Raw genomic sequence first — 26338 nt, 5'->3', positions numbered from 1 at the left:
ATCGGACCGATGTGCGGATCACGGCAGGCACTCCCGAGCCCACAGAGGGGCGGAGAGCAGACGGTTCGAAGGGTAAGCCGGTCCTCGTCAGGACGGGCAGCCCAGCTTCTTCTTGTATGCCTCGAAGTAGGGCGGTCCGAGCCTCTCCAAGCGGGATTGTGACTTTTCATTCCAGCGAAGGTCATGGACGGCCACGACCAGGACTTCACCCTCGTCGCTGATCCCGGGGCAGGGGGCGGCTGATGCTACACCGAAACTCCAGGAAGCGTACTTACCGCCCCCGAAATAACGTACGCCCTTCACGTCGAAATACTCGAAGTAGTCGCGCAGTGTATAGCCACTCTTCTCCCAATTGCCCTCGCTGAGTACCGAGTCGTTCCCGTCGACGTACTCTGGCCTTCCGTCAGGGTGAAGTGGCCAGTGCTCTGTTCCAGTTTGTCGCCGTCGTCGAGCAACTCCTCGAGGATTTCCTTGTCTGCGGGGATTCCGCAGATGTTGTCTGGGACGGGGTAGGAGAGGCCTTCTTTGGTTGAGGTGCAGGCGGTGAGGGGGAGTGTGCAGAGCAGGACTGCTGTGAGTGCTCTGCTGGGGGAGGGGCCTGGGCGGGTCGCGCTTGTACGTGCTGTCTTCTGGTTCATCAGGATGGGCAGCCGAGCTTCTTCTTGTATGCCTCGAAGTAGGGTGGTCCGAGCTTTTCGAGAAGGGGTTGTGTCTTCTCGTTCCATCGGAGGTCGTTGACCGCCACGGCGATGACATCGCCCTTCTCGCTGACTCCGGGGCATGGGATGATCGTCACTACGCCAAAATTCCAAGAGGCGTATCTTCCGCCTCCGAAGTAGCGAATGTTCTTCTTCTCTGAGAACTCGAAGTAGTCGCGTAGCGTGTAGCCGCTCTTCTCCCAGTCTCCATCGCTGGCCACAGAGTCATTTCCGTCGACGTACATGTGGCAAACCTGCCCTTCCTCCAGGGTGAAAGGGCTGGTCTCCTGTTCCAGTTTGTCGCCGTCGTCGAGCAACTCCTCGAGGATTTCCTTGTCTGCGGGGATTCCGCAGATGTTGTCCGGGACGGGGTAGGAGAGGCCTTCGTCAGTTGTACTGCATGCGGTTACTAGAAGTGTGCACAGCATTGCTGCTAGGAGTGCTTTCCTTGTGGACGGGGTCATGCGGTCGGTCTCCCTCACGTGCCGTCTCCTGAAGAATTCCATTGGGCGCCGTCAGAATGACTTTGGCCGGCTGCTGTCCGAACGCCTCGGTTGATGGCTTCGACCGTTCTCTGATCGAACTCGTCGTGCCGTCGGAAGAAGCTGTCGACGGCTCGGGATGAAGCCTCCATCACTGCCTGCCGTCCCCGCGTGTACTCCTTTCCTGCATTGCGTTCGGTCTCGTCCGTGATGTCCTTCGACACGCTATCCACGACACTCTCAGTAATGTCCTCGGCAAGCCAGTTGACGGGTTCTGCGACGGCGGAGAAGGGGGCCGGGATGGCGCCCGTTCCCAGGCCGATGATTCGGTTGACCCACTTCGCGTTGTCGTTGACCGCGTCGTTGTATGCCTGGTTAGAGGCCGTGTGATAGTCGTAGATCGCATCGGCCCGTGAGTTGCTCATGATGCCTGCGATGGCGGCACCCGGTGCGACCAGGTCGCCGACGCGGGAGGCGTCCTCGGCGGTGAGGTTCTTGCCCTCTGCCTTGAGGAACTCATGGACGACCTCCGTGGTGTACGCCTGCTGCGATGCCGTGATGGCGCTGTACGCATCCGGGTCCTGGCCCACGATGCCGAGGAACCTCTGGGCGTCTCCGTAGTCAAAGTTGGTCGGCGCCCCGTTGACCGGGAAGGTCTTGCTGTCGGCGCTTTCCATGTACATGGAGCGCTGGAAGTCGCCCATGTAGTCGGCTGCGATGTTGCCCAGGCTGTCGCGGAGGGCGTAGAGGGGGCCGGTCTTCTCGTCCTCCAGGTCGCCGTTCATGTTGTGGGTCAGCAGGCCCGGGTTGTTGGCGAACTTCTTCACGATGTCGTGGACCAGCTTCGCCTGTTCCTTGCTGTGCTTGACCGAGGGATCGACGACGTCGCTGTCGTAGGGGCGGCCCGTCGCGGCTGCCTCGAGTGCGTGGCCCAGGGCGTTGGGGCCGTGATTGAGGGCCTCCTGCGTCGCTTCGGAGTCGGCCAGCATGTTCTGCGCGTTCCGGTCGGCCGTCCACTCGAAGTCCTTGTCGGTGAAGAGATCGAGGTAGGACTTGAAATCCGCCTTGGCCCCGGACTTGACCGTGCCGTCCTCGTTGTAGACGGTCGGCTTCTCGGTGAAGAACTGCTCGGCAGCCTCGGGGCTGTGGCCCAGTGCCTCCAGGACGCTGTTCAGCGGTTCGTTGCCGCTGCCGAGTTTTCCGGACGGGTTGAACCCGAAGCCGTCCGGGGATCCCAGCATCCTGTTGGAGGTGAAGCGGTGCGGATCCTCCTTGTGCAGCTGGGTGACGTGCTCCGCGATGGGGGTCAGGAACGCGGGGTCGTAGTTGCCGTAGCGGAGCAGGCCGCCCAGGACCTGGTAGCCGTAGGGCTTTTCCAGCATGCCCCGTGTCCACTCGATCTGCTGGGTGCCCAGTTTGCGGAACTCCGCGCCCCACCAGGAGGGAAGGTGCTGCCGGTCGCCGCGGACGCTCTGCGGGGTGTAGGGATCGGTGGCGTTGGCCAGGGCGTGGCCCATGTACTTCTGCAGGTCCTGCACGCCGGCGAGGCGGGTCTTCGAGGCGTCGTCGCTGGTGCCGTCGATGGACATGGCGGCGTAGAACTCGAGTGTCTGCCGGGGGCCGCCGAGGCCCTCGAAGAACTCGGTGGCGAACTCGCCGTCCTTCTCGCGGCCGTTGTGGCGCAGCAGACGGTTGAGTTCCGCGAGTTCGCGGTCGGTCATCTTCTCGCGCTTCTCGGCGAGTTCGAGGGCGCGCTCGACCTGGGCGTCGTTGAGGGAGTCGTACTTGGCGTGCCCGGCGTTGTACGGATCGCTCCCGTGGGCCCGCTTGAGCGCCAGCTTGGCGGAGGCGTCGATGTCCCGGGCGTGGGCGATCTTCCGGGTGATGGTGTCGGCGTAGCGCTGCCGGTCCGCCTTGGTGCCGTCCTCGCCGTCCTTGCCTGCCTTGGTGCCGGCGTCGGAGTCTGGGCGGACGCCGACACTCACCGTTCCGTCGCCCTTGTCCTCGAGGGTGTAGCCCTTCTCCTTCGCCTCTGAAGTGAGGGTGCGCACGCTCTTCTGCAGTGCCACCAGCTCGCGGTGGGCGTCGTCCAGGACCTGGTAGATGCTGTTGGCCTCGGTGTGGAGGTCCGCGAACTCCTTGACGGTCTTGTTCACGAACTTCCGGGTGACGCCGGCGTTGACGCCTTCCCAGCGGGCCCGGTCGGACTTCTTCTTCAGGCCGTCACGGGCGTCGGTCTCCAGCTGCTTGAGGTTGGCGACAGCCTTCTTCCAGTCCGACACCGCGGTGCCCAGCTTGCCGAGGTCGACCTGCATCAGGTCGTTGTAGGTGATGGCCATGGCGGTCTTCCCCCGTGCTACTTGAAGTACTTCTCGAGCTCCGAGACGGGCAGCTCGGTGCCGTCGCGCTGCGCGATGACCGCGGCGATCCGGGCGTCGTCGTTGGCGTGCAGCTTCTTGCTGTAGTCCAGGTGGTTGGAGATGTGGGCGCAGGCCTGGCGGACGGCCTTCACCTGGCTCTCCCAGACGGACAGGGTCGTCATGAGTTCGTCGCCCATGGTGAAGCCGGAGCCGGAGAGTTCCGTGGCCGCCTGATGGGTGGAACCGGCGTGGTCGGAGTTCATGCCGGCGCCGGCGATGTCCACCTTCTTGACGAGATCGCCGTGCAGGACGAAGGCGTCATGCCCCACGGCGCCGAGGTCGTCCTGGCGAGCGACCAGATCGGGCTTTCCGCCGCCTCCGCCCTCGGCCGGCAACTGGTTCAGCCGCAGTTGCGCCGGCGTCCCGTCGGCGGCCTGCGCCTTCAGCTGCTCCCACTCGTCCCATGCCATGGATGCGCCCTTCCCCGGCGTTCAGCCGGTCAGCCGTGCCGCTTGCCTGCCGTGCCGCGGAGCATGCGAGAAGCCCCACCGGTCCTTGTTCCTGCCGGCAGGATTCCTCCTCCTCCACCGACCCCTGCCGTCCGTGGTCTTCCTGGACCACCGAGCCCGGCGGTCCGTGGTCCTTGTCCTCCACCGACCCCGCGGTCCGTGGTCCTGTCCTCCACCGAGCCCGGCCGTCAGTAGTCCTCCTCCTTCACCAACCCCGTCTGCACCAGCGGACGCCCCCTGCGCCGCGAGACGAACACGCCCCGGCCCGGAGGCATCGGGCGGGGGCGGACGCCGCCGAGGACGTCGCCCTCGGTGGGGTCGCCGGCCAGGACCACGCCCTGGGCGCCGAGTTCCTTGATGCGCTGCAGGAACGCCTCGTAGCCGGCCCGGCTGGCGCCCGCGGTGGAGCGGGCCAGGATGAAGCGGACGCCGACGTCGCGGGCGAACGGGAGGAGTTCCGTGATGCCGCTGAGCGGGTTGCCGCTGGAGGTGGCGACCAGGTCGTAGTCGTCGACGATCACGTACACCGTCGGACCCTGCCACCAGCTGCGCTCGCGCAGCTGCTGGGCGGTGACGTCGGCGGTGGGGGTGCGGCGCTTCATCAGGTCGGCCAGGGCCACCATGTGGTGCTCCATGGCGTTCGACATGGGGATGTACTCGGCGAGGTGCGAGTCGGGGGTGGCGCCGAGGAGGGAGCGGCGGTTGTCGACGACGAACAGCTTGCACTCGTCGCCGGGGTAGCGGGTGGTGAGCTGCTTGATGAGCAGGCGCAGCAGATTGGACTTGCCGGACTCGCTCTCGCCGAAGACCAGGAAGAACGGGTCCTGGTCGAAGTCGACGAAGACCGGCTCCAGGTTGTCCTCGTCCAGGGCGAACGCGATGCCGCGCCGCGGGAAGCGGTCGCCGGGCGGGAGCTGCTCGGCCGGCAGGCGGCGCGGCAGCAGGCGGACCTCGGGGGCGCCGGGCGCCTGCCAGTGGCGGGCGACCTCGGCGGCTAGCGCGGTGGTGGCGTCGGCCAGGTCCGTGTCGGAGGTGAGTCCGTCGATGCGCGGCACGGCCGCCATGAAGTGGAGCTTCTGCGGGGACTGGCCCCGGCCGGGCACGCCGGTCGGGACGTTGGCGGCCACCTTGCGGTCCAGCTCGGAGTCCATGGTGTCGCCGAGCCGCAGTTCGAGCCGGTTGAGCAGGTTGTCCTTGAGCGCGGAGCGCACCTCCATGGAGCGGGAGGCCGACAGCACCAGGTGGACGCCGTAGCCGAGGCCACGGGCGGCGATGTCCTGGATCACCGGGTCGAGCGCCTCGTACTCGGTGCGGAAGTTGGCCCAGCCGTCGATGACCAGGAAGACGTCGCCCCAGGGCTGGTCGGTGACCGAGATCTCGCCGCGGGCCCGCTTGAGGCGGTACTCGGCGATGGAGGGGATGCCGTTGGCCCGGAAGTACTCCTCGCGGCGGTTGAGGACGCCGTAGACCTCGGCGACGGTGCGCCGGACCTTCTCCGGGTCCAGGCGGGAGGCGATGCCGCCGACGTGCGGCAGCCCGGCGACCGCGGACATGCCGCCGCCGCCGAAGTCGAGGCCGTAGAACTGCACCTCGTGCGGGGTGTGGGTGAGGGCGAAGGAGCAGATCAGGGAGCGGAGCAGGACGGACTTGCCGGACTGGGGGCCGCCGAGGATCTGCATGTGGCCTGCGGCGCCGGAGAAGTCCACCCGGAGCGGGTCGCGGCGCTGCTCGTAGGGCTTGTCGACGAGGCCGACGGGGACGACCAGCCGGCCGGCGGCCTCGTAGTCGGGCGGGGTCAGGCCGCGGCCCTCCACTGCGGTCAGGCCGGGCAGCAGCGAGTCCAGCGAGGGCGGGCTGTCCAGCGGCGGCAGCCACACCTGGTGGGCGGCCGGGCCCTGGGCCTCGAGCCGGCGCACGATCACGTCGAGGACGGTGTCCGCGAGGGCGTCGTCCACATCGCCGGCACCGGTGCTCGGGGAGGCGGTGCGCTGGTGGGGGATGGGCGCGTAGCGGACGGGGACCTCGGCGGCGGTGAACAGCACCGGGCGCCGGTCCACCGGCAGCCGGCCGTCGGCGGACACGTCGCGCTGCGGGCCGGAGCGGTAGACGCCGGAGACGTATGCCGCCTTGAAGCGGACCATCTCGTCGGTGCCGTGTTTCAGGAAGCCGGAGCCGGGCACGTTCGGCAGCTCGTAGGCGTCGGGCACGCCGAGGGCCGCCCGGGACTCGGCGGCGGAGAAGGTGCGCAGACCGATCCGGTACGACAGGTAGGTCTCCAGGCCGCGCAGCCGGCCCTCCTCCAGGCGCTGCGAGGCGAGCAGCAGATGCACGCCGAGGGAGCGGCCGATGCGGCCGATCTGCACGAACATGTCGATGAAGTCGGGCTTGGCCGACAGCAGTTCGCTGAACTCGTCGATGACGACGAGCAGGGAGGGGATGGGCTGGAGCGGGGCGCCGGCGGCGCGGGCCTTCTCGTAGTCGTGGATGTTGGCGTAGTTGCCGGCGTCGCGGAGCAGCTCCTGGCGGCGGTTGAGCTCGCCGCGGATGGAGTCGCCCATGCGATCGACGAGGGTGAGGTCGTCGGCCAGGTTGGTGATGACGGCGGCGACGTGCGGCATCTGTGCCATGCCGGCGAAGGTGGCGCCGCCCTTGAAGTCCGCGAGAACGAAGTTCAGTGTCTCGGAGGAGTGGGTGACGGCGAGGCCCAGCACCAGGGTGCGCAGCAGCTCGGACTTGCCGGAGCCGGTGGCGCCCACGCAAAGGCCGTGCGGGCCCATGCCCTCCTGGGCGGCCTCCTTGATGTCGAGCATCACCGGGCGGCCGTCCTCGCCGACGCCGATCGGCACCCGCAGCCGCTCCGCCTGGGACCGGGGCCGCCAGGTGCGGCGGACGTCGACGGAGGCGGCGTCGCCCAGGTTCAGCAGGTCGGTGAACTCCAGGTTCGCCAGCAGCGGTTCGTCGTCGTCCCCGCCGGAGGCCATGCGCAGCGGGGCGAGCTGCCGGGCCAGCGCCTCGGCGGACTCGTACGACAGGGTGTCGGGCGTCCCCTCGTAGACGGCACCGTGCGCGGACTCCAGGCGTACGGTTCGCGGCTGCACAAGGACGGTGAGGTCGCCGTGGGCGCCGGCCGGGTCGCCCTCGACGACCTCGACGACGGTGACGCCCTGCAGGCCCTCGGGGCTCGCGAGCAGCGAGTCGGGCGGCAGGGACACCCCGTCGAGGACCACGACGATGTGCGGGGTCTCGGGCAGGGGCGCCGCGTTGGGGTGGAAGCGGGGGCGGCCGGTGAGGCGGGAGGCCAGCAGGTCCTCGATCTCACGGGGGTCGCCGCTGATCAGACGGCGCGAGCCGGCGCCGTCCGCGACGCCCGGCACCTGCACGTGCGGCAGCCACTTGGCCCACTCCCAGTGCGGCAGCGTCTCCCGGCTCGCGGCGACCGCGACGATCAGGTCCTCGGGGGAGTGCAGCGCGGCCAGCGAACCGGTCATGGCGCGGGCGGAGGACCGCACCGACTCCGGCTCGCCGCCGAGGGTGACGTGGTAGAAGGCCCGCAGCGAGACCGCCATCGGCAGGCCGTCCAGGGCGCTGTGCACCGCGACGAACCGCTGCATCGCGCCGGCCGTCAGCGGCTCCAGCTGGTCGACCGGGCCGGTCTCGGGGGCGATCAGGGGCGTGGCCAGGGGCTGCGGGCCGAGCCCGATGCGCACCTGCCCGAAGTCCTCGTCGGCCGGGCGGCGTTCCCACACCCGGCTGCCCTCGGCGACCAGCGCCCACAGCTGCTCGGGCGAGGGGTGCAGGTAGTACTGGGCGTCGCGCTGGGCCTTCGCCGTCCGCTGGGCGGTGCGGCGGGTCTGCGACAGATAGCTCAGGTAGTCGCGGCGCAGGTCGGCCAGCTGGCCCTGGTTGCCCCGGCGGAAGCGGATCACCATCGCGATCGACATGGCGATCGTGGAGGCGATCATCACCATGCCCATGATGCGCATGAAGGGCTGCCCGCTGGTGAAGAAGAACACCACCGAGCCGCCCATGCCGAGCGTCGGGAGCAGCTGCATCAGCACGCTCTCGTGCTGATTGCGCGGCAGTTCGGGCGGCGGCTCGATGACGACCTCTCCCGAGGGCACGTCCGGCGGCAGGGCCCGAGGCGGACGCTTCACGACGATCTGGCTCACAACTGCACCAATCCTCTTGCCGACCCGCCGAATTCGCCGTCCACCACCCCGTGTCAGGTGGACGAGGGCCGCCGCGCGATCCTACTGATCACACCACACCCCCGCGGACGGTAGGGTGCCCGACGGATGTTCGCGTGCGCACAGAACCAGTGCGCACACCGGCGGACCGAGCAGATCGAGCAGATCGAGGCAGATCGAGGGGGAGCAGCGGGTGAGTATGACGGCCTCCACGGCGGCCACCGGCACCGGGGGCCCGGGCGGCGCGGCCGGTCCGGCGGGCGGCGGCGCTCCGGGGCAGCCGGCTCAAGCGGCCGCCGGCCTCGGGTTCTGCCGCGTCACCATCGTCGCGCCCGACGCCAGGATCGACGTGGCGCTGCCCGACGACGTGCCGGTCGCCGACCTGCTGCCGGAGATCCTCCGGCTGTCCCGGCAGACCGCCGCCGACGGCGCGCCGGTCGGCTACCACCTGGTCCGCAGGGACGGCGCGGTCCTGGACAGCTCCCGGTCGTTCGCGGCCCAGCGCATTCTCGACGGCGAACTGCTCACCCTGCGCCCCTTCTCGGAGTCGCTGCCGCCGGCCGTCGTCGACGACGTCTCCGAGGCGGTGGCCTCCGCGGTGACCCGGGACCGCTCCCTGTGGAGCCGCGACCTCACCCGCGCCGCGGGCCTCGTCGGCGGAGGGGTGCTGTCGGCGCTGCTCGCGTTCACCGCCTGGAACGCCGACCCGCGCCACGACATGCACAGCCTGCCCGGCATCCTCGCCGGAGTCGCAGGGGCGCTCCTCGTCGTCCTCGCCTGCGTCCGCGCCCGCGTCTACGGCGACCGGGGCGGTGCCGTGGCGCTCGGCCTCGGCGCGCTGCCCAGCGTCGGGGTGGCCGGGTCCGGACTGCTGTCGCTGTCCGCCGGACAGGGCATCGGCAAGCTCCAGTTCCTGCTCGCCTGCGCCGCGGTGCTGGTGGCCTCCGTGATCCTCACCCTGTGCTCGCCGCGCGGCGACGGCCCCTTCGTCGCCTGTACGGCCGCCTCGGGCACCGCCCTCGCCGTCACCCTGGCGGCGCTGCTGCTGCGCTGGTCCCCGGCGGAGATCGCCGCCGCGTGCGCACCCGTCGCCATCGGCGCCCTCGCCTTCCTCCCGGGCCTTTCGGTGCGCTTCGCGCGGCTGCCCATCGGCTTCGAGACGCCGGACACCGCCACGCGCAGCACCTACGGCAACGACCCCGAACCGCACCAGCCGGTGGACGCCGGCCGCATCGAGGCGCAGGCACGCCGCGGCCACGAGCTCCTGGTCGGCCTGGTCGGGGGCTGTGCGCTGCTCTCGGTCGGCGCCGCCCTGGTGCTGAGCTTCTCCGGCGGTCTGTGGGGCCGGCTCCTCGCGCTGGCCACCGGCATCGCCCTGCTGATGCGGGCTCAGCTCTTCCGCTACACCGCCCAGGTCGCCACCGTGCTGATCGCGGGGCTCGGCTCGCTGACCGCGCTCGGGCTGGGCCTGGCGCTGAACCCGCCGCACGCGATCATCCGCGACGCACTGGCAGGCGACCGCGCCGACCTGGACATCCGCACCGTCTGGCTGATCGCCGCCATCGGGCTGGCGGCGGCTCTCATCACCTCCATCGGCCTGGTGGCCTCCCGCAGCGGTCCGACCCCCTTCTGGGGCCGGTTCCTGGAGATCGCCGAGGCGTTCGTCCTGCTGACCCTGGTGCCGCTGGCCCTCGCGGTCTTCGACGTGTATGCGACGGTGCGCTCCATGACGGGGTGAGCGGCACCGCCCGGCCGGGCGGGCTGCCCCGGCGTCAAGGCGGCGGCGGGCTGTTTCACCCCGCCATCGGGTGGGGGGCGTTGACGGTGGTGGTCCCACCGGGTGAGGGCTGCACGAGCGGTTCGCCGTGGAGCGCGGTGCGGTGCGGGGTGCGGTTGGCTGCGGAATGTGGTGCGGTGCGGGGTGCGGTTGGCTGCGGAATGTGGTGCGGTGCGGGGTGCGGTTGGCTGCGGAATGTGGTGCGGTCCCGGTTGCGAGCTCCCTCGGACGGTCCGCGAGTCCCCGGAGTGCCCCGTCCTGCAACCGCTGGATGATCGTCCCCGTGGCCAGGGCACCGCCCGCGCACCTGGTGATGAGGGCGAACTCCTCGTCGGTGCGCTTCAGTTCGTGCAGGGCCGTGGTGATGAGGCGGGCGCCGGTCGCTCCGACGGGGTGGCCGAGGTCGATGGCGCCGCCGTCGACGCCGGCCTTCTCCAGGTCCTGGTCGAAGACCTGAGCCCAGCTCAGCACCACCGAGGCGAACGCCTCGTTGATCTCCGCCAGGTCGATGTCGCGGAGCGTCCTCCCGGCGCCGCCCAGCACCGCGTAGGTCGCGTCGACCGGGGCGTCGAGGTGGACGTGGGGGTTCGCACCGACCAGTGCATGGGCGACGATCCGGGCCCTCAACTTCAGCTTCAGGGCACGGGCCATGCGCTTGGACGCCCACAGGATCGCCGCCGCACCGCCGGACACCTGCGAGGAGTTGCCCGCCGTGTGCACGGCCGTCGGCATCACCGGCTGCAGGCCCGCCGGAGCCTCCATGGACGTGTCGCGCAGGCCCTCGTCCCGGTCCACCAGGCGCCACATGCCCTGGCCGGTGTGCTGCTCCTGCTCGGTCGTCGGGACCTGGGCGGCGCAGGTCTCCCGCTTGAAGCGCTCCTCCGCCCAGGCGGTGGCCGCCCGCCCCTGGGAGAGCAGTCCGAGACGGTCCGCGTGCTCTCGATTCAGGCCCCGGTGGCGTGCGATGCGTTCGGCCGCCTCGACCTGGTTGGGCAGGTCGACGTTCCACTCGTCGGGGAAGGGCCGGCCGGGCCCGTGCGGGGACGCCGACCCCGGCGGCACCCGGGACATCGACACCACGCCGCAGGAGATGCCCACGCTCATCTTCAGCACCCCCGCCGGCGCGACCCCGGCCTGAGCCCCGCCGGCTCCGCTCCGCGTGGCTGAACGGCGTGAAAGAGCCGCGGGTGAGCGCGCACTGAGCGGGTGATGGCCCGGCGGGCTCGGCCGCCGGGCGGGCGCCGCGGGGAAACCGCTCGCCCCGGCGGCCCCGGGGGGCGGATTCTGTGCGCATGGAGTTCTTCTGTTACCACCGCGACCGGCCGGACTCCCTGCCGCTGCGCTACGAGCTGGCGGAGAAGCACTGGTCCTACATGGACCGGTACGCGAAGGAGATGATCGCTCGCGGTCCGACCCTCGCCGACGACGGGGACACGCCCACCGGCAGCGTGCACATCGTCCATCTGCCTGATCCCGTCGCCGCCCGCGCGTTCGCCTTCGACGAGCCGAATCACCAGGCGGGCGTCTACCGCGATGTGCTCCTGCGGCGGTGGCGCAACCTGCTGGGCCGCACCATGTGGGACTTTCCCGGAGGCCCCGCCGGCGGCAACCGGTACCTGGTGCTCGGTCTCGGCGCGGGGCGGCCCGCGGACCTCACCGTGCCGCCGGACGCGGACGAGCTGATCGCCTACGGGCCGCTGCTGTCCGACGACGGAGCCACCTGGCTCGGCACGGCGGCGCTGGTCAGGGCCCCGGACCCGGACGCGGCGCGCGCCCTGCTGACCACTGACCGGTACGCCGCCGTCGAGGTGCACAACTGGCAGTTCGGCGGGCGCCGGTGACGGCATGGCGAAGGCGGCGCCCCCGGGGATCTGGGGGGCGCCGCCTTCGGTATCAGGGGTGCCGGGAGCGGCTCAGTACCAGTTGTTGGCCTGCCAGAACTCCCACGCCTCGCACGGGCTGCCGTAGCGCTCGTTCATGTAGTCCAGGCCCCACTTGATCTGCGTGGCGGGGTTGGTCTTCCAGTCCGAGCCGGCCGAGGCCATCTTCGAGGCCGGAAGCGCCTGAACCAGCCCGTACGCACCGCTGGAGGCGTTGGTCGCGGTCGGGTTCCAGCCGCTCTCGTGCTCGACGATCTTCGAGAAGCACTGGAACTGCGCCGAGTTGCCGATCATCTTCTTGGCGGTCGCCTGGGCCGAGCCGGAGTCGGCGGCCTGGGCGGGAGCGGCGGCGATCAGGGTGCCGCAGGTGACGGCGGCCAGGGCGGTACCGGCCAGAGCCTTCTTGGGGGCGGAGATCGTACGGAGGAAGGAAGCGGCGGACACAGGCGGCCTTTCGGTCGGGAGCATGACGGTCGCTTTGTGCCGTTGCCGTACGGGACGTGCCGCTGCGGCGGGGGCATGGGGCGGCGCCGTGGCCCTGGTGGGCACATCGGCGCCTGGCGACGTCGTCCACAGAAGCAGACGGGCGGATGTGTCCGCAAAGGTCCCTTTTACTAGCCTGCGTCGCACGTGGGGTGGGATGCGGGCGGAGGCCCGCTCCCGGGCGGGGATCGCGGCTACGGCCCTGCCTCGTAGGTGACCCACGTCATGTGGGGTGCTTCACCTCGGCGGGGTCCCGGAAGGTGACGGGGGCCTCGAACGCGGCCCGCCGGGTGGCTCTGCGTAGTGCCTTCAGCACGGGCCTGCCGAGCGTCAGGGTCAGTACCACCGTGATCACGGCCCGGCCGAGGTCCCAGCCGAGGGAGGTCGCCAGGCAGTAGGCGGTGAAGCGGGCCAGATTGCCGGCCAGCGAGGCGTCGGGGTCGAAGGCGATGCCCGAGGCCAGCGCCGACATGAAGGGCCAGCCCGCCATGTTCATCACCGTGCCGTAGGCGAAGGCGGCCAGGAAGCCGTACCCGGCGAGCAGCCATACCTCGGGGCGCCCGCGCAGCCGGTCAGGGCCCGGCAGCAGGCCGGCGCCCATGGTGAACCAGCCCATCGCCAGCATCTGGAACGGCAGCCAGGGCCCCACCCCGCCGGTGAGCAGCGCGGAGGCGAACATGGTGATCGCGCCGAGGACGAAGCCGAAGCCGGGGCCGAGGACCCGGCCGCTGAGCACCATGAGGAAGAACATCGGCTCCAGACCGGCCGTGCCCGCGCCGATCGGCCGCAGCGCCGCCCCCGTCGCGGCCAGCACACCCAGCATCGCCACCGCCTTCGGGCCCAGCCCCGACTCGGAGATCGTCGCCGCCACCACCGCGACCAGCAGCACCAGCAGCCCCGCGAAGAGCCACGGCGCGTCCTGCGCGTGCGCGGTCAGCGCGGAGGCGGGCGGCGCCAGGAACGGCCAGCCGAAGGCGACCACGCCCACCGCGCTCACCAGGGCGAGGGCGGCGAGCGAGCGCGGGCCGAGACGGACGGCCCTGGCCTGCCGTACGTCGCGAGCCTGCCGGACTTCCCCGGCCCGCCGGACGGTCATCGCGGCTCCCCGGCTGCCAGCGCCTCGCGCACCTGGCCCACCGTGAGCCAGCGCTGCGGGGCGAGGATCTTGGCGACCTGCGGGGCGAACGACGGCGAGGCGGTGACCACCTCCGCCGCCGGTCCGTCCGCGATCACCTCGCCCTCGGCGATCAGCACGACCCGGTCGGCGAGCTCCGCGGCCAGCTCCACGTCATGGGTGGCCAGCACGATGGCGTGACCCTCCGTGGCCAGGCCGCGCAGCAGCGTGACCAGGCGGGCCTTGGCCGCGTAGTCGAGGCCGCGGGTCGGCTCGTCGAGCAGGAGCAGCGGAGGGCGTGCGGTGAGGACCACGGCGAGAGCGAGGGTCAGGCGCTGGCCCTCGGACAGGTCCCGGGGGTGGGTGGCGTCGTCGATCCCCGGCAGCAGCCCGGACAGCAGCGCACGGCAGGTGCCGGGCTCCGCGCCCGCGTCCCGGTCGGCGGCGGCGCACTCGGCGGCCACCGTGTCCGCGTACAGCAGATCGCGCGGCTCCTGCGGGACCAGCCCGACGCGGCGCACCAGATCGCGCGGGCGGGTCCGGTGCGGGACGGCACCCGCGGAGCGGACCGAGCCGGCGGACGGTGCGACCAGCCCCACCAGCGCGCCCAGCAGGGTCGACTTCCCGGCGCCGTTGCGCCCCATCAGGGCGACGGTCTCGCCGGGTGCGACGGTGAGGTCGATGTGGCGCAGGGCCTGGATGCGCCCCCGGCGGACGGCGAGCGAGCGCACCTCGGCGACGGGTGACGCGGGCGCGGGAGCCGCGGTGCGTGCACCGGGGGTGCCGCGCCGGAACAGGCCCCGGCGGGGGGCGGGCGCCTGTGCCGGCGGGGCGGCCTCGCGCGGCGGTCGGCAGTGCTGCTGCCGGTCGGCGAGGCGTCCGCGGAGCGGGGCCGCGCGGCGGCGGGCGTCGCGGACCGTCAGCGGCAGCGGCGACCAGCCGGCGAGCCGGCCCAGCTCCACCACCGGAGGGCAGACGGGGGAGACCGCCATCACCTCGCGCGGCGTGCCCGACAGCGGCGGCTCGCCCGGAGCGGGCAGCAGGACGACCTGGTCGGCGTACTGGATCACCCGCTCCAGCCGGTGCTCGGCCATCAGAACCGTCGTCCCGAGGTCGTGGACCAGGCGCTGCAGCACGGCGAGGACCTCTTCGGCCGCGGCCGGGTCCAGGGCGGAGGTCGGCTCGTCCAGCACCAGCACCCGGGGGTGCGGGGTGAGGACCGAGCCGATGGCGACGCGCTGCTGCTGGCCGCCGGAGAGCGTGGCGAGGGGACGGTCGCGCAGCCCGGCCAGGCCCAGCAGGTCCAGGGTCTCCTCGACCCGGCGCCGCATCACCTCCGGTGCCAGGCCCAGCGACTCCATGCCGTAGGCGAGTTCGTCCTCCACGGTGTCCGTGACGAAGTGGGCGAGCGGGTCCTGGCCCACCGTGCCGACCACGTCGGCCAGTTCGCGGGGCTTGTGGGTGCGGGTGTCACGGCCTGCGACGGTGACCCTGCCGTGCAGGGTGCCGCCGGTGAAGTGCGGGACCAGGCCGCTCACCGCGCCCAGCACCGTCGACTTGCCGACGCCGGAAGGACCGGCCAGCAGCACCAGTTCACCCTCGGCGACCTCGAAGTCGATGCCCCTGACGGTGGGTTCGTCCGCCCCGTCGTAGGTCACCGACACGTTCTCGAAGCGGATCACGACGGCTCCTCGCGGCTGTCCTTGTGAGGTGCTGGGGCTTGAGGTGCTGGGGCGATGAAGGCGGGCAGCAGACCGAGCAGCACGGCCGCCGCCGGCCACAGCGGAAGCGTCGGGGCGACCAGCGGGACCACACCGGGGTGCAGTGCCGCCGGATCACGGACGGCGGCCAGCGCCGTCACCGCCGCGACGGCGGCGCCGGACGCGGCGACCAGCCAGGCGCGCGCGTCCCAGCGGTCCGGGCGGTACCGGGTGCGCAGCGAACGCCGGCCACCCAGCCACAGCCCCGCCAGCGCCGCGGCGAGCCCGCAGAGCAGCAGGGGCACGCCGTAGCCGGCGCCCGCCGCGGAGAGCAGACCGTACGTCCCCGCGCACACGCCGAGCAGACCGCCCAGGGTGAGCGCGGCTGTGGTCCTGCGGACGGCGGGCGGGACCTGCGCGGTGCGGCCGTAGCCGCGGGCGTCCATGGCGGCGGCGAGCGCGACGGAGCGCTCCAGCGCGCCCTCCAGCACGGGCAGGGCCACCTGCGCCAGGCCCCGGAATCCCCTGTCCGGACGGCCCCGCAGGCGCCGTGCGGCGCGCAGCCGCTGGACGTCGGCGATGAGATGCGGCGCGAAGGTGAGCGCCACGACCACGGCCACGCCCGTCTCGTAGAGCGCGCCGGGCAGGGACTTCAGCAGCCGGGAGGGATTGGCCAGGGAGTTCGCGGCGCCCACGCAGACCAGCAGGGCGGCGAGCCGGAGCCCGTCGTAGAGCGCGAAGGTCAGCGCCTCGGCGGTGACCTTGCCGCCCAGCCGGATGCCCTGCGCCCAGTCGGGCAGCGGGACTTCGGGGAGGGCGACGATCACCCGCGCGCCGGGGATCGGCGAGCCCAGGACGGTCGCGAACACGAGGCGGACGAGGAGGACGGCGAGCGCCAGCTTGACGAACACCCCGTAGGAGCGCGCCCAGGGCGCATCGGGGCGCCGGGCGGCCACGACATACGCGGACACGGCGATGAGCAGGCCGAGCAGCAGCGGGTTGGTGGTACGCGTGGCCGCGGTACCGAGCGCCAGCGCCCACAGCCACCAGGCGCCCGGGTGCAGCGCGTCCGGGCGCCCGCGGCGAGCCGCGGGCGCGGCCCTCCCCGTCGGACCGGTCCCCGCGCTCTCACCGGGGGAGCCGGCCGGCTCGCCGGTCGCGGACGTGCCCCGCAGGCCCTCGCGGGGGGAGGGCCGGCCGTGGGGCGGGCTATCGGCCATGCCTGCGTCGGGTCTGCCAGAGGGCGGCGACGGCCAGCAGCACCACGGCGGCGGCGCCGCCGATCAGGCCCAGCGAAGGCCCGCCGCCGGAGGCGGACCCGGCGGACTCGTCCTTGCCCGCGGGCTGGTCCCCGTCCGCGGAGTCCTCCGGGGCCTTTCCGGAGACCTGCTCCCCGCAGCCCTTCGCCGGGTAGCCGGCGATCGCGCACAGCATCGCCTTGGTGTCGTAGCGCAGGGGTTCGGCGACGGCCGCCAGCGCGTCGGCGGTCGTCGCGTCCTCGGGGACCCGGGCGCAGGCCGTGCGGTTGGCGGGCGGACGCTCGCCCGGCGGGGCGTCGGCCCGGGTGCCGAAGTCGAGGACCAGCGCAACGCGCTTGGTGCCGTCCTTCGGCGGGGTCTTGGCGCAGATGGTGTCGAAGCCGGCGGGGCCGCGCGGCTTCGCCGCGTCACCGGAGTCCTCGCTGACGGAGAAGCGGAAGCCCTGGACGTCGCCGTCATAGGGCCGGGCGGTGGACGGGCCCTGGGTGGCGTACGTCCACGTCCCGCCCTCGCGCTCCCAGAACGACCAGTAGCGGTACCCGGCGGCCTGCGCCTGGCCCGCTCCCGCCAGGACCGGCAGGAGCAGTACGGCCAGGAGCGGCACGAGCGCTCTGCGGATCACGGCTGCTGCCTCTTCCTGCGGCCGCTGATCAGGAATCCGATGCCGATACCGGCGATCAGGCACACGCCCACGTACCACCAGACGCCGAAGCCGGAGCCGGAACCGGACTCCGCGTCGGAGGCGGCGGCCTCCGCCTTCTCCTGCTCCGCCGCGGGCCCGGTCGCGGCCAGCCGCTTCACCAGGTCCACCCCGCCGAAGGCACGCGGGTCGGCGCCGGTGGCGTGGGCGGCGAGGATCAGCTGGGCGTAGGCGGCGGGGCCGGTCTGCTCCGCCCAGCCGGCGGCGTTCTTCTCCAGCCAGGCCAGGGACTTCTTCGCCGGCTCCGTCGCGCCCAGCGCGGCGAGGGCGACCACCGCGTCGGCGGTGTTGCCGTGGTCGGGCTGCTCGGAGCCGCCCAGCGCGGAGACCAGGTGGCCGTCCTCGGCCAGCTCGTCCCTCAGGTACGCGGCGCCGTTGACCGCGGCCTGCTCGGGGCCGCCGGCCTTCTCGCAGGTGAGTTCAGCAGTGTCCTGGGTGCCCTTCGCGGCGGGCTCGACCACCAGACCCTTGCCGAGCAGGCCGAGCACGCCCGCCGCCGTGGCGTCCGCGTTGGCGATCAGCTTGCCCTTCTTGTCCGGCTGGAAGGCGAACGCGCCCGCCCCGTCGCCCTCGCAGGGCAGCGCCAGCTTCAGCAGGGCGTCGTAGGGGGACTTGCCGCCCTTGGTCACCTCGGCCGGCTTGTCACCGGCGGCGGCGAGCGCACCGATGACGACGGAGGTGGAGTTGGCGTCGCTGGGGCCGCCGGCGGTGTAACCCCAGCCGCCGTCCTTGTTCTGTATGGACTTCAGCCAGCCGACCGCCTTGCCGGTCACCTCGTCGTGCCCGCCGAGCGCGGCGAGGGCCTGGACCGCGGCGGCCGTCTGGTTGGTGTCGACGGGGGTCTTGGCGTCGCAGTCGCGCGAGGTGTCGGCGCGGTACGGGGCGAAGGAGCCGTCGGCGCACTGCTGGCCGGCCAGCCAGTCCACGGCCGCCTTCGGCGGCTTCACGCCGGCCGCGTCCTGGGCGAGCAGCGCCAGCGACTGGCGCCAGACGCCGTCGTACTGCGGGTCGCCGTCGCCGTACAGGGCGGAGGGGAGGGCCTTGGACGGCTCGGGGGACGGGGACGAGTCGGCGGCGGCCGGGGTGGCGGCGCCGATCACGGCGACGGCGGCCAGGACCGCGGCGCAGCGGCGGACGTTCATGATCGGCGGGTGCCTCTCTCCTGTGATGCCGGTGCAGGGGCGGGCGGCAGGGGAGACCCCGGCGGCTCGGCCCCGTATACCTCGACGGTGCCGTGCTCCGGCGGACTGCCGGGCACGAGAGCCGGTCACGGTCCGTGCGGGGCATTCCGGCTGACCGTCCTCGGGGGACGGATCACGGTTGCGGGTCAGCGCCGGAATTGCACCGGCTTCCCCCCGTACGGCGTGAAGCGACGCCGCCACTTTACCCGCACGTCGTCAGGGGGGCGGGTGGGGTGGCTCACCCCGCGATCCCGTGCGGTCCGGGGCGCGTCGCTCACCGACTCACGGCAGCCACCGGCATTACCGGCATCTGCGGCAGGGGGCGGCGGCAAAGGGCCCGTCGCAGCGGGCGTCGGCAACGGGCTCTCGGGCCGCGGACTTCGGCAGCGGATCCTCGGCGGCCGGTGCGGCGGGCCGGCCACGTGCGTCAACAAGCCGTTCGCCCGCGGGAGTCCACGGGCCGCTGCCCCGCGGGCGCCCGCGGGGCCGGCCGGCGGCGGGCCCGCCGGCCACGGGACGGCCGGGGCGGGCGCGAGCGTCCAGATGCTGTCCCGCTGCGGACGGCCCTTTCGGGCGCGGGCGGCCAGGGGCCCTTTCCCTCGGGCGGTGGGGGACGGACGCGGGCGCCCGTCCGTCGCCCGGCTGCGGGCCCTTCGGCCCTCGTTCGCACGCCGTCCGGCCGCCCCGTGCCCGCCGCCCGGTCGCGGGCGGCGGGGGGCCCGTTCCGTCGTGGGCGCCCACGCGCTGTCCGGCCGGCCGCGCACCCGCTGTCCGGGTGCGGCCCGGCGCCGCGCGGCTGCTCGTCGCTGCGCCCGCGGGCCGTTCGGCCGGCGGGCACCCCCGCCGTTACCGGCGCTCGGCCGGCAGGTCGATCAGGCGGCACACCGTTTCGATGTCGATCTTGACCTGGGCGATGGAGGCGCGGCCCGACAGCCAGGTGATCAGGGCCGAGTGCCAGGTGTGCTCGATGACGCGGACCGCGGAGAGCTGGTCGGGGGTGGGGTCCTGGTCGAGGCCCATCGCGTCCAGGATGATCGCGGTGGTCTGACGGGAGACCTGGTCGACCTCCGGGCTCACGCTGCGGTCCGCGAAGGTCAGCGCGCGCACCATCGCGTCCGCGAGGTGCGGCTCGCGCTGGAGCGCACGGAACGCCCGCATCAGCGTCTCCGCCACCCGCTCGGCCGCCGTCTCACCGGCCGGCGGCTTCTTCCGCAGCGTGCCGTGCATGTGCTCCAGCTGGTCCTGCATGGTGGCCACCAGCAGATGGATCTTGGACGGGAAGTAGCGGTACAGGGTGCCGAGGGCCACCTGGGAGGACTCCGCCACCTCCCGCATCTGCACCGCGTCGAACCCGCCCCGGCCGGCCAGCTGCGCGGTCGCGTGCAGGATGCGGCGCCGGCGTGCCTCCTGCCGCTCGGTGAGCGGCGAGGCCGGAGAGGTACCTACGGTGCCGGCTTCCGACTTGATCACCATGTCCACCTTGCCCGTCCTGCCTGCTGCGCCCGTCTTGCCCTGGCCGCTCCCCCGTGGGCGCGGGCCCGCGTCGTGACCCTCGGTGAGGGTGAGTGATCGGACAGCATGGCATGCCGCCCGCCGTGGCGTGAATCACCTGATCCACTGCTCACAGCACCCTTACCTGCCGGTAGATTCGAGTTCTCTGAACGATCAACTCTGAAACTTGTTCTAGGTTAGCGTCCCGTCGTAGTCTCGCGGGACAGTGCAGGGAGAAGGGGGCCCAGGGTGACCGCTGAGGCCAGTCAGGCCGGGCCCTTCGCGGGCCCTGCCGCCGACGGCTTGCGCCCGCTGCGCATCGCACTCCTGACCTACAAGGGAAACCCGTTCTGTGGCGGGCAGGGCGTCTACGTACGTCATCTCTCCCGCGAACTCGCCCGCCTCGGGCACCGCGTGGAGGTCATCGGAGCCCAGCCCTACCCGGTCCTCGACGAGGGCTACGACGGGCTGAGCCTCACCGAGCTGCCGAGCCTGGATCTCTACCGCCAGCCGGATCCTTTCCGCACCCCGAAGCGGGAGGAGTACCGCGACTGGATCGACGCCCTCGAGGTCGGCACCATGTGGACCGGCGGCTTCCCGGAGCCGCTCACCTTCTCGCTGCGCGCCCGCCGCCATCTGCGCGCGCGCCGCGGCGACTTCGACGTCGTCCACGACAACCAGACCCTCGGCTACGGACTCCTCGGCGACCTCGGCGCGCCCCTGGTCACCACCATCCACCACCCCATCACCGTGGACCGGCAGCTGGAGCTGGACGCCGCCGAGACCTGGCAGCGGCGCTGCTCGGTGCGCCGCTGGTACGCCTTCACCCGCATGCAGAAGCGGGTCGCGCGGCGGCTGCCGTCCGTGCTCACCGTCTCCGGCACCTCCCGCCAGGAGATCGTCGACCATCTCGGCGTGCGGCCCGAGCGGATCCACGTCGTGCACATCGGCGCCGACACCGACCTGTTCTCGCCGGACCCGTCCGTGCCGGTCGTACCCGGCCGGATCGTCACCACCTCCAGCGCCGACGTCCCGCTCAAGGGGCTGGTGTTCCTCGTCGAGGCGCTGGCCAAGGTGCGCACCGAGCACCCCGACGCCCACCTCGTCGTCGTCGGCAAGCGGCCCGCCGAGGGCCCCGTCGCGCAGGCGATCGAGCGGTACGGGCTCGAAGGTGCCGTCGAGTTCGTCAAGGGCATCTCCGACGCCGAACTGGTCGACCTGGTGCGCTCGGCCCAGGTCGCCTGCGTCCCCTCGCTCTACGAGGGCTTCTCGCTGCCCGCCGCCGAGGCCATGGCCACCGGCACCCCGCTGCTCGCCACCACCGGCGGCGCCATCCCCGAGGTCGCCGGACGCGACGGCGAGACCTGCCTGGCCGTGCCGCCCGGCGACGCCGGAGCGCTGGCCGCCGGACTCAACCGGCTGCTGGCGGACGAGGACCTGCGCCGCAGGCTGGGCGCGGCCGGCCGCGAACGGGTGCTGCGCCACTTCACCTGGGCGCGGGCCGCGGAAGGCACCGTGGCCCGCTACCGCGAGGCCATCGACGCCGCGCCGCCGGGCCACGCGGCGCGCGCGGCCCGCACCGCGCCCTCCGGAGGGTCCGCCCGCCCGGCCGGAAGGTCCGCCCGCACCGCCGCCGCCCAGGCCGGCGCCCCCGCGACCGGTTCCGCGCCCGCGTCGGCGGGCGCCCCCGACGCCACCCCCACGGAAGAGTCCGCAACCTCCCACCCCGAAAGCAGGGCCACGTGCTGACCGTCGACTTCTCCCGGTTCCCGCTCGCCCCCGGCGACCGTGTCCTGGACCTCGGCTGTGGAGCCGGCCGGCACGCCTTCGAGTGCTACCGGCGCGGCGCCCGCGTCGTGGCACTCGACCGGAACGGGGACGAGATCCGCGAGGTCGCCAAGTGGTTCGCGGCGATGAAGGAGGCCGGCGAGGCCCCCGCGGGAGCCGAGGCCACCGCCATGGAGGGCGACGCCCTCGCGCTGCCCTTCCCCGACGAGTCCTTCGACGTCGTGATCATCTCCGAGGTGATGGAGCACATCCCGGACGACAAGGGCGTGCTCGCCGAGATGGTCCGCGTCCTCAAGCCGGGCGGCCGCATCGCCGTCACGGTGCCCCGCTACGGCCCCGAGAAGGTCTGCTGGGCGCTGTCCGACGCCTACCACGAGGTCGAGGGCGGCCACATCCGCATCTACAAGGCGGACGAACTGCTCGCCAGGATGCGCGAGGCCGGCCTCAGGCCGTACGGCACGCACCACGCGCACGCCCTGCACTCCCCGTACTGGTGGCTCAAGTGCGCCTTCGGCGTGGACAACGACAAGGCGCTGCCCGTGCGGGCGTACCACAAGCTGCTGGTCTGGGACATCATGAAGAAGCCGCTGGCCACCCGGATCGCCGAGCAGGCGCTCAACCCGCTCATCGGCAAGAGCTTCGTGGCGTACGCGACCAAGCCGCACCTGCCCCCGGTGGACGCCGCGTGACCACGCCCCGGACCGAACACCTGGTGCTGCCCGGGGTGCTGACCGCCGGGCAGGCCGCCGCGACCGTGCGCGGCATCCTCCGGCTGCAGCGCGCGGACGGCGCCATCCCCTGGTTCCGTGGCCACCACCTCGACCCGTGGGACCACGTCGAGGCCGCCATGGCGCTGGACGCGGCGGGCGAGCACGAGGCCGCCGAGCGGGCCTACCTCTGGCTGGCCCGGCACCAGCAGCCCGACGGCTCCTGGTACGCCGCCTACGCCGACGGCGACCCCCGGGACATCACCGACCGCGGCCGGGAGACCAACTTCGTCGCCTATGTCGCCGTCGGGGTGTGGCACCACTACCTCTCCACCGGCGACGACACCTTCCTCGACCGCCTGTGGCCCGTGGTGTACGCGGCGGTCGAGTTCGTGCTGCGGCTCCAGCAGCCCGGCGGGCAGATCGGCTGGCGGCGCGACGACGACGGCACCGCCACCACCGACGCGCTGCTCACCGGCTCCTCCTCGATCCACCACGCGCTGCGCTGCGCGCTCGCCATCGCCGAGCAGCGGGAGGAGCCGCAGCCCGACTGGGAGCTGGCCGCGGGCGCGCTGCGGCACGCGATACGGCGCCACCCGGAGCGGTTCCTGGACAAGGACCGCTACTCGATGGACTGGTACTACCCGGTGCTGGGCGGCGCGCTCACCGGCGCGGAGGCCAAGGCGCGCATCGAGGAGGGCTGGGACCGCTTCGTGGTGCCCGGCCTCGGGGTGCGCTGCGTGGTGCCCAACCCGTGGGTGACCGGCGGCGAGTCGGCCGAACTCGCCCTGGCCCTGTGGGCGATGGGCGAGTCCGACCGGGCGCTCGAGATCCTCCGCTCCATCCAGCACCTGCGGGACGCGGCGAGCGGCCTGTACTGGACGGGGTACGTCTTCGACGACGACGCCGTGTGGCCGCAGGAGCTCACCACCTGGACCGCCGGCTCGGTGCTGCTCGCGGTCGCCGCGCTGGGCGGCCACGAGGCCACCTGCCAGGTCTTCGGCGGGGAACACCTGCCGTGGGGCCTGGACGCGGACTGCTGCGCCGGGGACTGACGGACGGGCGGGCGTCGTCGGGTTCACCGCCCGCGCGGCTCAGTGCCTGCGCAGGCGGTTCGCGATCGCGTGGCCGATGAAGAGGTAGACGACCGCGGCGAGGCCGTAGCCGCAGACCACCCTCGCCCAGGCCTCGTCGAAGGTGAACAGGTCACGGGACCAGCCGGCCAGCCAGTCGGCCGCGTCGTGCACGAACTGCACCAGTTCGTTGCCGCGGTTGGCGTCCAGCAGGTACATCAGAATCCACAGTCCGAGGATGACGGCCATGATGTCCGCGATCACCGCGACGACCGTCCCCGCGGAGGTGGAACCAGTGCGATACCGGGGAGACATGTCTTCCGTCTGGCCCCGATCCGCCGGGTGAAACCCGCGGGTTGGCCGGGCGTCCTTGCGCGAGGCCCGCGCGCCCTCGGACGGGGGCTCAGGAATCGAGTTCGGCGAGCACCCGCAGGCTCACCGGATCCGGGGCCGGCGCCCGCAGGTCCGTCACCGGGCCCCTGCGCCACAACTCGAGCCGCTCGGCGATGCGTTCCCGCGGCCCCACCAGGGAGATCTCGTCGGCGAAGGCGTCCGGCACCGCCCGCACCGCCTCCTCGCGGCGCCCGGACAGGAACAGCTCCCGCACCCGGCGGGCCTCCTCCTCGTACCCCATGCGGGCGGGGCGGCGTGGAGGTTGCGGGAGGCGTGCCCCAAGCCGCCGATGGAGAAGCCGAGCATGGCCTTCACCGGGAGCAGACCCCCGGCGACGTCCCGGCAGACCCGTACCTGGGCCATCGGGGCGACGACGAAGCCCTCGGGCCGGGTGGGGGGCCAGTGACGGTGCGTCAGTATGCGCGGGCGTCGAGGGTACGGCAACGGCCCCCCGCCCGGGAGGACGAGGGGCCGTGAGCAGTCCGGCGTGGGTCAGCCGCGCTGGATACCGGAGGTGTCCTGCAGCACGCCGCGGCGGCCGTCCTGCGTCTGGGCGACCAGCGCCTGACCGCGCTGCTCCACCGCCAGGTACCAGGTGCCGGGCGCCAGTTCGGCGATCGGCGTCGGCGAGCCGTCCTCGGGGAACAGCGGCCGGGGCACCGGCACGGCGAACCAGAACGGGGAGAAGTCCCCGGCGGGCTGGGGCGCCGGCGGCTGGCCCTGCTGCGGCTGCGGCTGACCGCCCGGGAACGGCTGCTGGCCGCCGGGACCGGGCTGGCCCGGCTGGCCGGGGTAGGGCTGCTGGGCGCCCGGGTAGCCGTAACCGCCGGGCGGCTGGGCACCGTAGGGCTGCGGGGCGGACGGGCCGCCGGCCGGGAGCAGGTTGCCCTTGAGCGCCGGGACCAGCGGGGTGGCGACCGCGGCGGCGGCCAGCACCAGGGTGGCGATGAGGGCGAGGATCAGGCCCATGCCCGGGTCGATCCGGTCGGCGAAGCTGCTGTTGTCGTTGTCGAACGCACCCAGCGGGTCGAAGATGTTGCCCAGAGCGCACCAGGCGGCGAAGACCGTGAAGGCGATCCCGAGCTGCCCGAGGTCGAGGCCCGCGACCTTCTTCGGCTGCGGCAGGGCCCGGGCCACGACGACGAGAGCGGCGCCGATCAACCCCGCCAGCACGACACCGAACAACACCGGCCCGCTGCCCCACAGGCTGGGGATGCCGTCGTCGTCCACGCCGTCGAACGAGTAGATGTCGAGGAACGACGCGATGAACAGCAACACCGCTGCTCCGATCACCACGCCGTCGCCTCGAGTGAGGGAGCGGATATTCACTTCAGGTCCTTCGTTGTCGTCTCGTCGTCGGTAGAGGCGTCGCTGTCACCTTGTCGCCCTCGGGCCAGGGTGCGAAGCGCGGGGGTGGCCCCTCATCGTAGGAACGACACTATCGTCCGCTCGATCAGGCTGTCCGCCGGGACCAGTGCCCCGGACTGCTACCCGCGCAGAAAACTCACGATTCCATCCGAAATCCCACGCGCCGCTTTCTGCCGCCAGGCACCGCTGGTCAGCTGTGCCGCGTCCTTGCTATCGCGCATGTTCCCGCACTCGATGAACACCTTGGGAACCGTTGACAGATTGAGACCGCCCAGGTCCTTACGCGTGACGAGACCCGTGCCGCCGCCCACGTAGTTGGAGGGCGCGCTGCCGGTGACCCGGACGAAGTTCCCGGCGATGCGCTCACCGAGTTCACGGGACGGTCCGACGATGGCCCGGGTGTCGGCCGCGCCGGCGTTCACGGCGCCGGGCAGGATCACATGGAACCCGCGGTTGCCGGCTCCGGAGCCGTCGGCGTGGAGGGACACCACGGCATCCGCCTTCGCCTCGTTGCCGATCCGGGCCCGCTCGTCGATGCACGGGCCGAACGGCCGGTCGCCGTCCTGCGTCAGCTTCACCGTCGCGCCCTGCGCCTCGAGCAGGTCACGCATCCGGCGGGCGACGTCGAGTGTGAACTTCGCCTCGATGTAACCACCGTTGGTGGAGGTTCCGGTGGTGTCGCACTCCTTGCGGTGGGTCCCGATGTCCACCTGACGGTTGATCTCGGCGGTGTGCCGGAAATTGCCGGGATTGTGCCCCGGGTCGATGACCACGACCTTCCCCGTGAGGGGACCGGACGCGGCCGGCGCCGAAACGGACCCGGAGGCCGCGGACGCACTCGGCTCCGCACTCCTGGACGGCTTCCCGGACGGCTTCCCCGACGGCGAGGCCGGCGCCGTCGCCGACGACGGCGCCCGCGACGACACCGAGGCCGACGCCTCGCCCGCCGCACCGCCGTTCCGCTCGCCGTCCCCCGACCCCCCGCCGGCCACGGCGTACACCGCCCACCCGAGCAGCGCACCCGGCACCAGGGCGGCCAGCGCCACGGTCAGCGGCCCCCGCCGTGACCGCCGCGGCTCAGGATCATCGAAATCGGGCCCCGTATACGACACGCAGCCACCCTAGCGGCTTCCGCCGTGCGGATTCGTTCCCCCGGGCGCACCCTGAGTGCAGGAACGGCAACGATGC

19 protein-coding genes, 2 pseudogenes and 1 riboswitch are annotated in these 26338 nt (G+C 72.5%); of the genes and pseudogenes, 5 read left to right on the top strand and 16 right to left on the bottom strand.

Annotation, left to right across the window (positions count from 1 at the left end):
* Positions 1–637: 637 nt before the first annotated feature.
* The 4 genes from HCJ93_RS16110 to eccCa form a co-directional block, all read right to left on the bottom strand.
* Positions 638–1180: a hypothetical protein gene (locus HCJ93_RS16110; RefSeq protein WP_167996401.1), complete on the bottom strand. Its 543-nt coding sequence runs from the start codon at positions 1178–1180 to the stop codon at positions 638–640.
* Complete coding sequence (locus tag HCJ93_RS16105) at positions 1177–3519, bottom strand: DUF6571 family protein (protein WP_167996400.1); 2343 nt, start codon at positions 3517–3519, stop codon at positions 1177–1179. The genes HCJ93_RS16110 and HCJ93_RS16105 overlap by 4 nt, the downstream gene beginning before the upstream one ends.
* 17 nt (positions 3520–3536) lie before the next feature.
* Positions 3537–4010, bottom strand: coding sequence for a hypothetical protein (locus tag HCJ93_RS16100; protein ID WP_167996399.1), 474 nt, complete (start codon positions 4008–4010; stop codon positions 3537–3539).
* 227 nt (positions 4011–4237) lie between these two features.
* Entirely contained in the window at positions 4238–8218 is a 3981-nt protein-coding gene (eccCa, locus tag HCJ93_RS16095; RefSeq protein ID WP_167996398.1) for a type VII secretion protein EccCa, read from the bottom strand.
* Between the two features lie 217 nt (positions 8219–8435).
* Here eccCa and eccD point away from each other — a divergent pair, with 217 nt between their 5' ends.
* Entirely contained in the window at positions 8436–9974 is a 1539-nt protein-coding gene (gene eccD, locus HCJ93_RS16090; protein WP_167996411.1) for a type VII secretion integral membrane protein EccD, read from the top strand.
* 300 nt (positions 9975–10274) lie between these two features.
* On the opposite strand, the pseudogene HCJ93_RS16085 reads toward eccD, so the two are convergent.
* Positions 10275–11108: pseudogene (locus HCJ93_RS16085) on the bottom strand (thiolase family protein); the annotation flags it as partial.
* Positions 11109–11305: 197 nt separating this feature from the next.
* Between HCJ93_RS16085 and HCJ93_RS16080 the strand changes: the two are divergent.
* Entirely contained in the window at positions 11306–11854 is a 549-nt protein-coding gene (locus tag HCJ93_RS16080) for a YciI family protein (protein WP_167996397.1), read from the top strand.
* 72 nt (positions 11855–11926) lie between these two features.
* Here the strand turns inward: HCJ93_RS16080 and HCJ93_RS16075 are convergent, their stop codons facing one another.
* The 7 genes from HCJ93_RS16075 to HCJ93_RS16045 form a co-directional block, all read right to left on the bottom strand.
* Positions 11927–12337: an aggregation-promoting factor C-terminal-like domain-containing protein gene (locus HCJ93_RS16075; RefSeq protein ID WP_167996396.1), complete on the bottom strand. Its 411-nt coding sequence runs from the start codon at positions 12335–12337 to the stop codon at positions 11927–11929.
* A 262-nt stretch (positions 12338–12599) separates the two neighbouring features.
* Complete coding sequence (locus HCJ93_RS16070; protein ID WP_167996395.1) at positions 12600–13472, bottom strand: ECF transporter S component; 873 nt, start codon at positions 13470–13472, stop codon at positions 12600–12602.
* The gene (locus HCJ93_RS16065) at positions 13469–15172 is read right to left on the bottom strand and encodes an ABC transporter ATP-binding protein (protein WP_167996394.1); all 1704 of its coding nucleotides are present in this window, start codon (positions 15170–15172) and stop codon (positions 13469–13471) included. The genes HCJ93_RS16070 and HCJ93_RS16065 overlap by 4 nt, the downstream gene beginning before the upstream one ends.
* Positions 15169–16410 carry an energy-coupling factor transporter transmembrane component T gene (locus HCJ93_RS16060; RefSeq protein WP_167996393.1) on the bottom strand — a complete coding sequence of 414 codons (1242 nt, stop codon included), beginning with the start codon at positions 16408–16410 and terminating at the stop codon, positions 15169–15171. Before HCJ93_RS16060 ends, HCJ93_RS16065 begins: the two co-directional genes overlap by 4 nt.
* Positions 16400–17071 (bottom strand): SCO2322 family protein, encoded by a 672-nt coding sequence (locus HCJ93_RS16055; RefSeq protein ID WP_167996392.1) that lies wholly within the window; start codon positions 17069–17071, stop codon positions 16400–16402. Before HCJ93_RS16055 ends, HCJ93_RS16060 begins: the two co-directional genes overlap by 11 nt.
* Complete coding sequence (locus HCJ93_RS16050; RefSeq protein WP_167996391.1) at positions 17068–18291, bottom strand: SCO2321 family membrane protein; 1224 nt, start codon at positions 18289–18291, stop codon at positions 17068–17070. The genes HCJ93_RS16055 and HCJ93_RS16050 overlap by 4 nt, the downstream gene beginning before the upstream one ends.
* A gap of 119 nt (positions 18292–18410) precedes the next feature.
* Positions 18411–18549, bottom strand: a riboswitch (cobalamin riboswitch).
* A gap of 627 nt (positions 18550–19176) precedes the next feature.
* On the bottom strand, positions 19177–19803 hold the full coding sequence (locus HCJ93_RS16045) for a TetR family transcriptional regulator (protein ID WP_206317482.1): 627 nt from the start codon (positions 19801–19803) through the stop codon (positions 19177–19179).
* 267 nt (positions 19804–20070) lie between these two features.
* On the opposite strand from HCJ93_RS16045, the gene HCJ93_RS16040 reads away from it, so the two are divergent.
* The 3 genes from HCJ93_RS16040 to HCJ93_RS16030 are packed head-to-tail and all read left to right on the top strand — an operon-like array spanning position 20071 to position 23371.
* Positions 20071–21570 carry a glycosyltransferase family 4 protein gene (locus tag HCJ93_RS16040; protein ID WP_167996390.1) on the top strand — a complete coding sequence of 500 codons (1500 nt, stop codon included), beginning with the start codon at positions 20071–20073 and terminating at the stop codon, positions 21568–21570.
* On the top strand, positions 21564–22298 hold the full coding sequence (locus tag HCJ93_RS16035) for a class I SAM-dependent methyltransferase (protein ID WP_167996389.1): 735 nt from the start codon (positions 21564–21566) through the stop codon (positions 22296–22298). The genes HCJ93_RS16040 and HCJ93_RS16035 overlap by 7 nt, the downstream gene beginning before the upstream one ends.
* On the top strand, positions 22295–23371 hold the full coding sequence (locus HCJ93_RS16030) for a prenyltransferase/squalene oxidase repeat-containing protein (protein WP_167996388.1): 1077 nt from the start codon (positions 22295–22297) through the stop codon (positions 23369–23371). Before HCJ93_RS16035 ends, HCJ93_RS16030 begins: the two co-directional genes overlap by 4 nt.
* 39 nt (positions 23372–23410) lie before the next feature.
* Here the strand turns inward: HCJ93_RS16030 and HCJ93_RS16025 are convergent, their stop codons facing one another.
* From HCJ93_RS16025 to HCJ93_RS16010, 4 genes and pseudogenes are all read right to left on the bottom strand, one after another.
* Complete coding sequence (locus HCJ93_RS16025) at positions 23411–23704, bottom strand: hypothetical protein (protein ID WP_167996387.1); 294 nt, start codon at positions 23702–23704, stop codon at positions 23411–23413.
* Between the two features lie 88 nt (positions 23705–23792).
* Positions 23793–24253: pseudogene (locus tag HCJ93_RS16020) on the bottom strand (LLM class flavin-dependent oxidoreductase); the annotation flags it as partial.
* A gap of 21 nt (positions 24254–24274) precedes the next feature.
* A complete protein-coding gene (locus HCJ93_RS16015; protein ID WP_167996386.1) occupies positions 24275–25111 on the bottom strand; it encodes a DUF5336 domain-containing protein in 837 nt (278 codons plus the stop codon).
* A gap of 158 nt (positions 25112–25269) precedes the next feature.
* On the bottom strand, positions 25270–26262 hold the full coding sequence (locus tag HCJ93_RS16010) for an N-acetylmuramoyl-L-alanine amidase (RefSeq protein ID WP_167996385.1): 993 nt from the start codon (positions 26260–26262) through the stop codon (positions 25270–25272).
* Positions 26263–26338: the final 76 nt, after the last annotated feature.

It is taken from the genome of Streptomyces composti (assembly GCF_012034205.1).
Lineage (GTDB): Bacteria > Actinomycetota > Actinomycetes > Streptomycetales > Streptomycetaceae > Streptomyces > Streptomyces composti.
The sequence above is the reverse complement of the archived record's forward strand: the minus strand, read 5'-3'. Positions and strand labels throughout refer to the sequence as shown.

Excerpts from the sequence above, each read along its gene's own strand:
- HCJ93_RS16070 (WP_167996395.1), bottom strand. The coding sequence starts at position 13,472 with ATGACCGTCCGGCGGGCCGGGGAAGTCCGGCAGGCTCGCGACGTACGG.
- HCJ93_RS16100 (WP_167996399.1), bottom strand. The coding sequence starts at position 4,010 with ATGGCATGGGACGAGTGGGAGCAGCTGAAGGCGCAGGCCGCCGACGGG.
- HCJ93_RS16025 (WP_167996387.1), bottom strand. The coding sequence starts at position 23,704 with ATGTCTCCCCGGTATCGCACTGGTTCCACCTCCGCGGGGACGGTCGTC.
- HCJ93_RS16050 (WP_167996391.1), bottom strand. The coding sequence starts at position 18,291 with ATGAACGTCCGCCGCTGCGCCGCGGTCCTGGCCGCCGTCGCCGTGATC.
- HCJ93_RS16080 (WP_167996397.1), top strand. The coding sequence starts at position 11,306 with ATGGAGTTCTTCTGTTACCACCGCGACCGGCCGGACTCCCTGCCGCTG.
- HCJ93_RS16045 (WP_206317482.1), bottom strand. The coding sequence starts at position 19,803 with ATGGTGATCAAGTCGGAAGCCGGCACCGTAGGTACCTCTCCGGCCTCG.
- eccD (WP_167996411.1), top strand. The coding sequence starts at position 8,436 with ATGACGGCCTCCACGGCGGCCACCGGCACCGGGGGCCCGGGCGGCGCG.
- HCJ93_RS16105 (WP_167996400.1), bottom strand. The coding sequence starts at position 3,519 with ATGGCCATCACCTACAACGACCTGATGCAGGTCGACCTCGGCAAGCTG.
- HCJ93_RS16060 (WP_167996393.1), bottom strand. The coding sequence starts at position 16,410 with ATGGCCGATAGCCCGCCCCACGGCCGGCCCTCCCCCCGCGAGGGCCTG.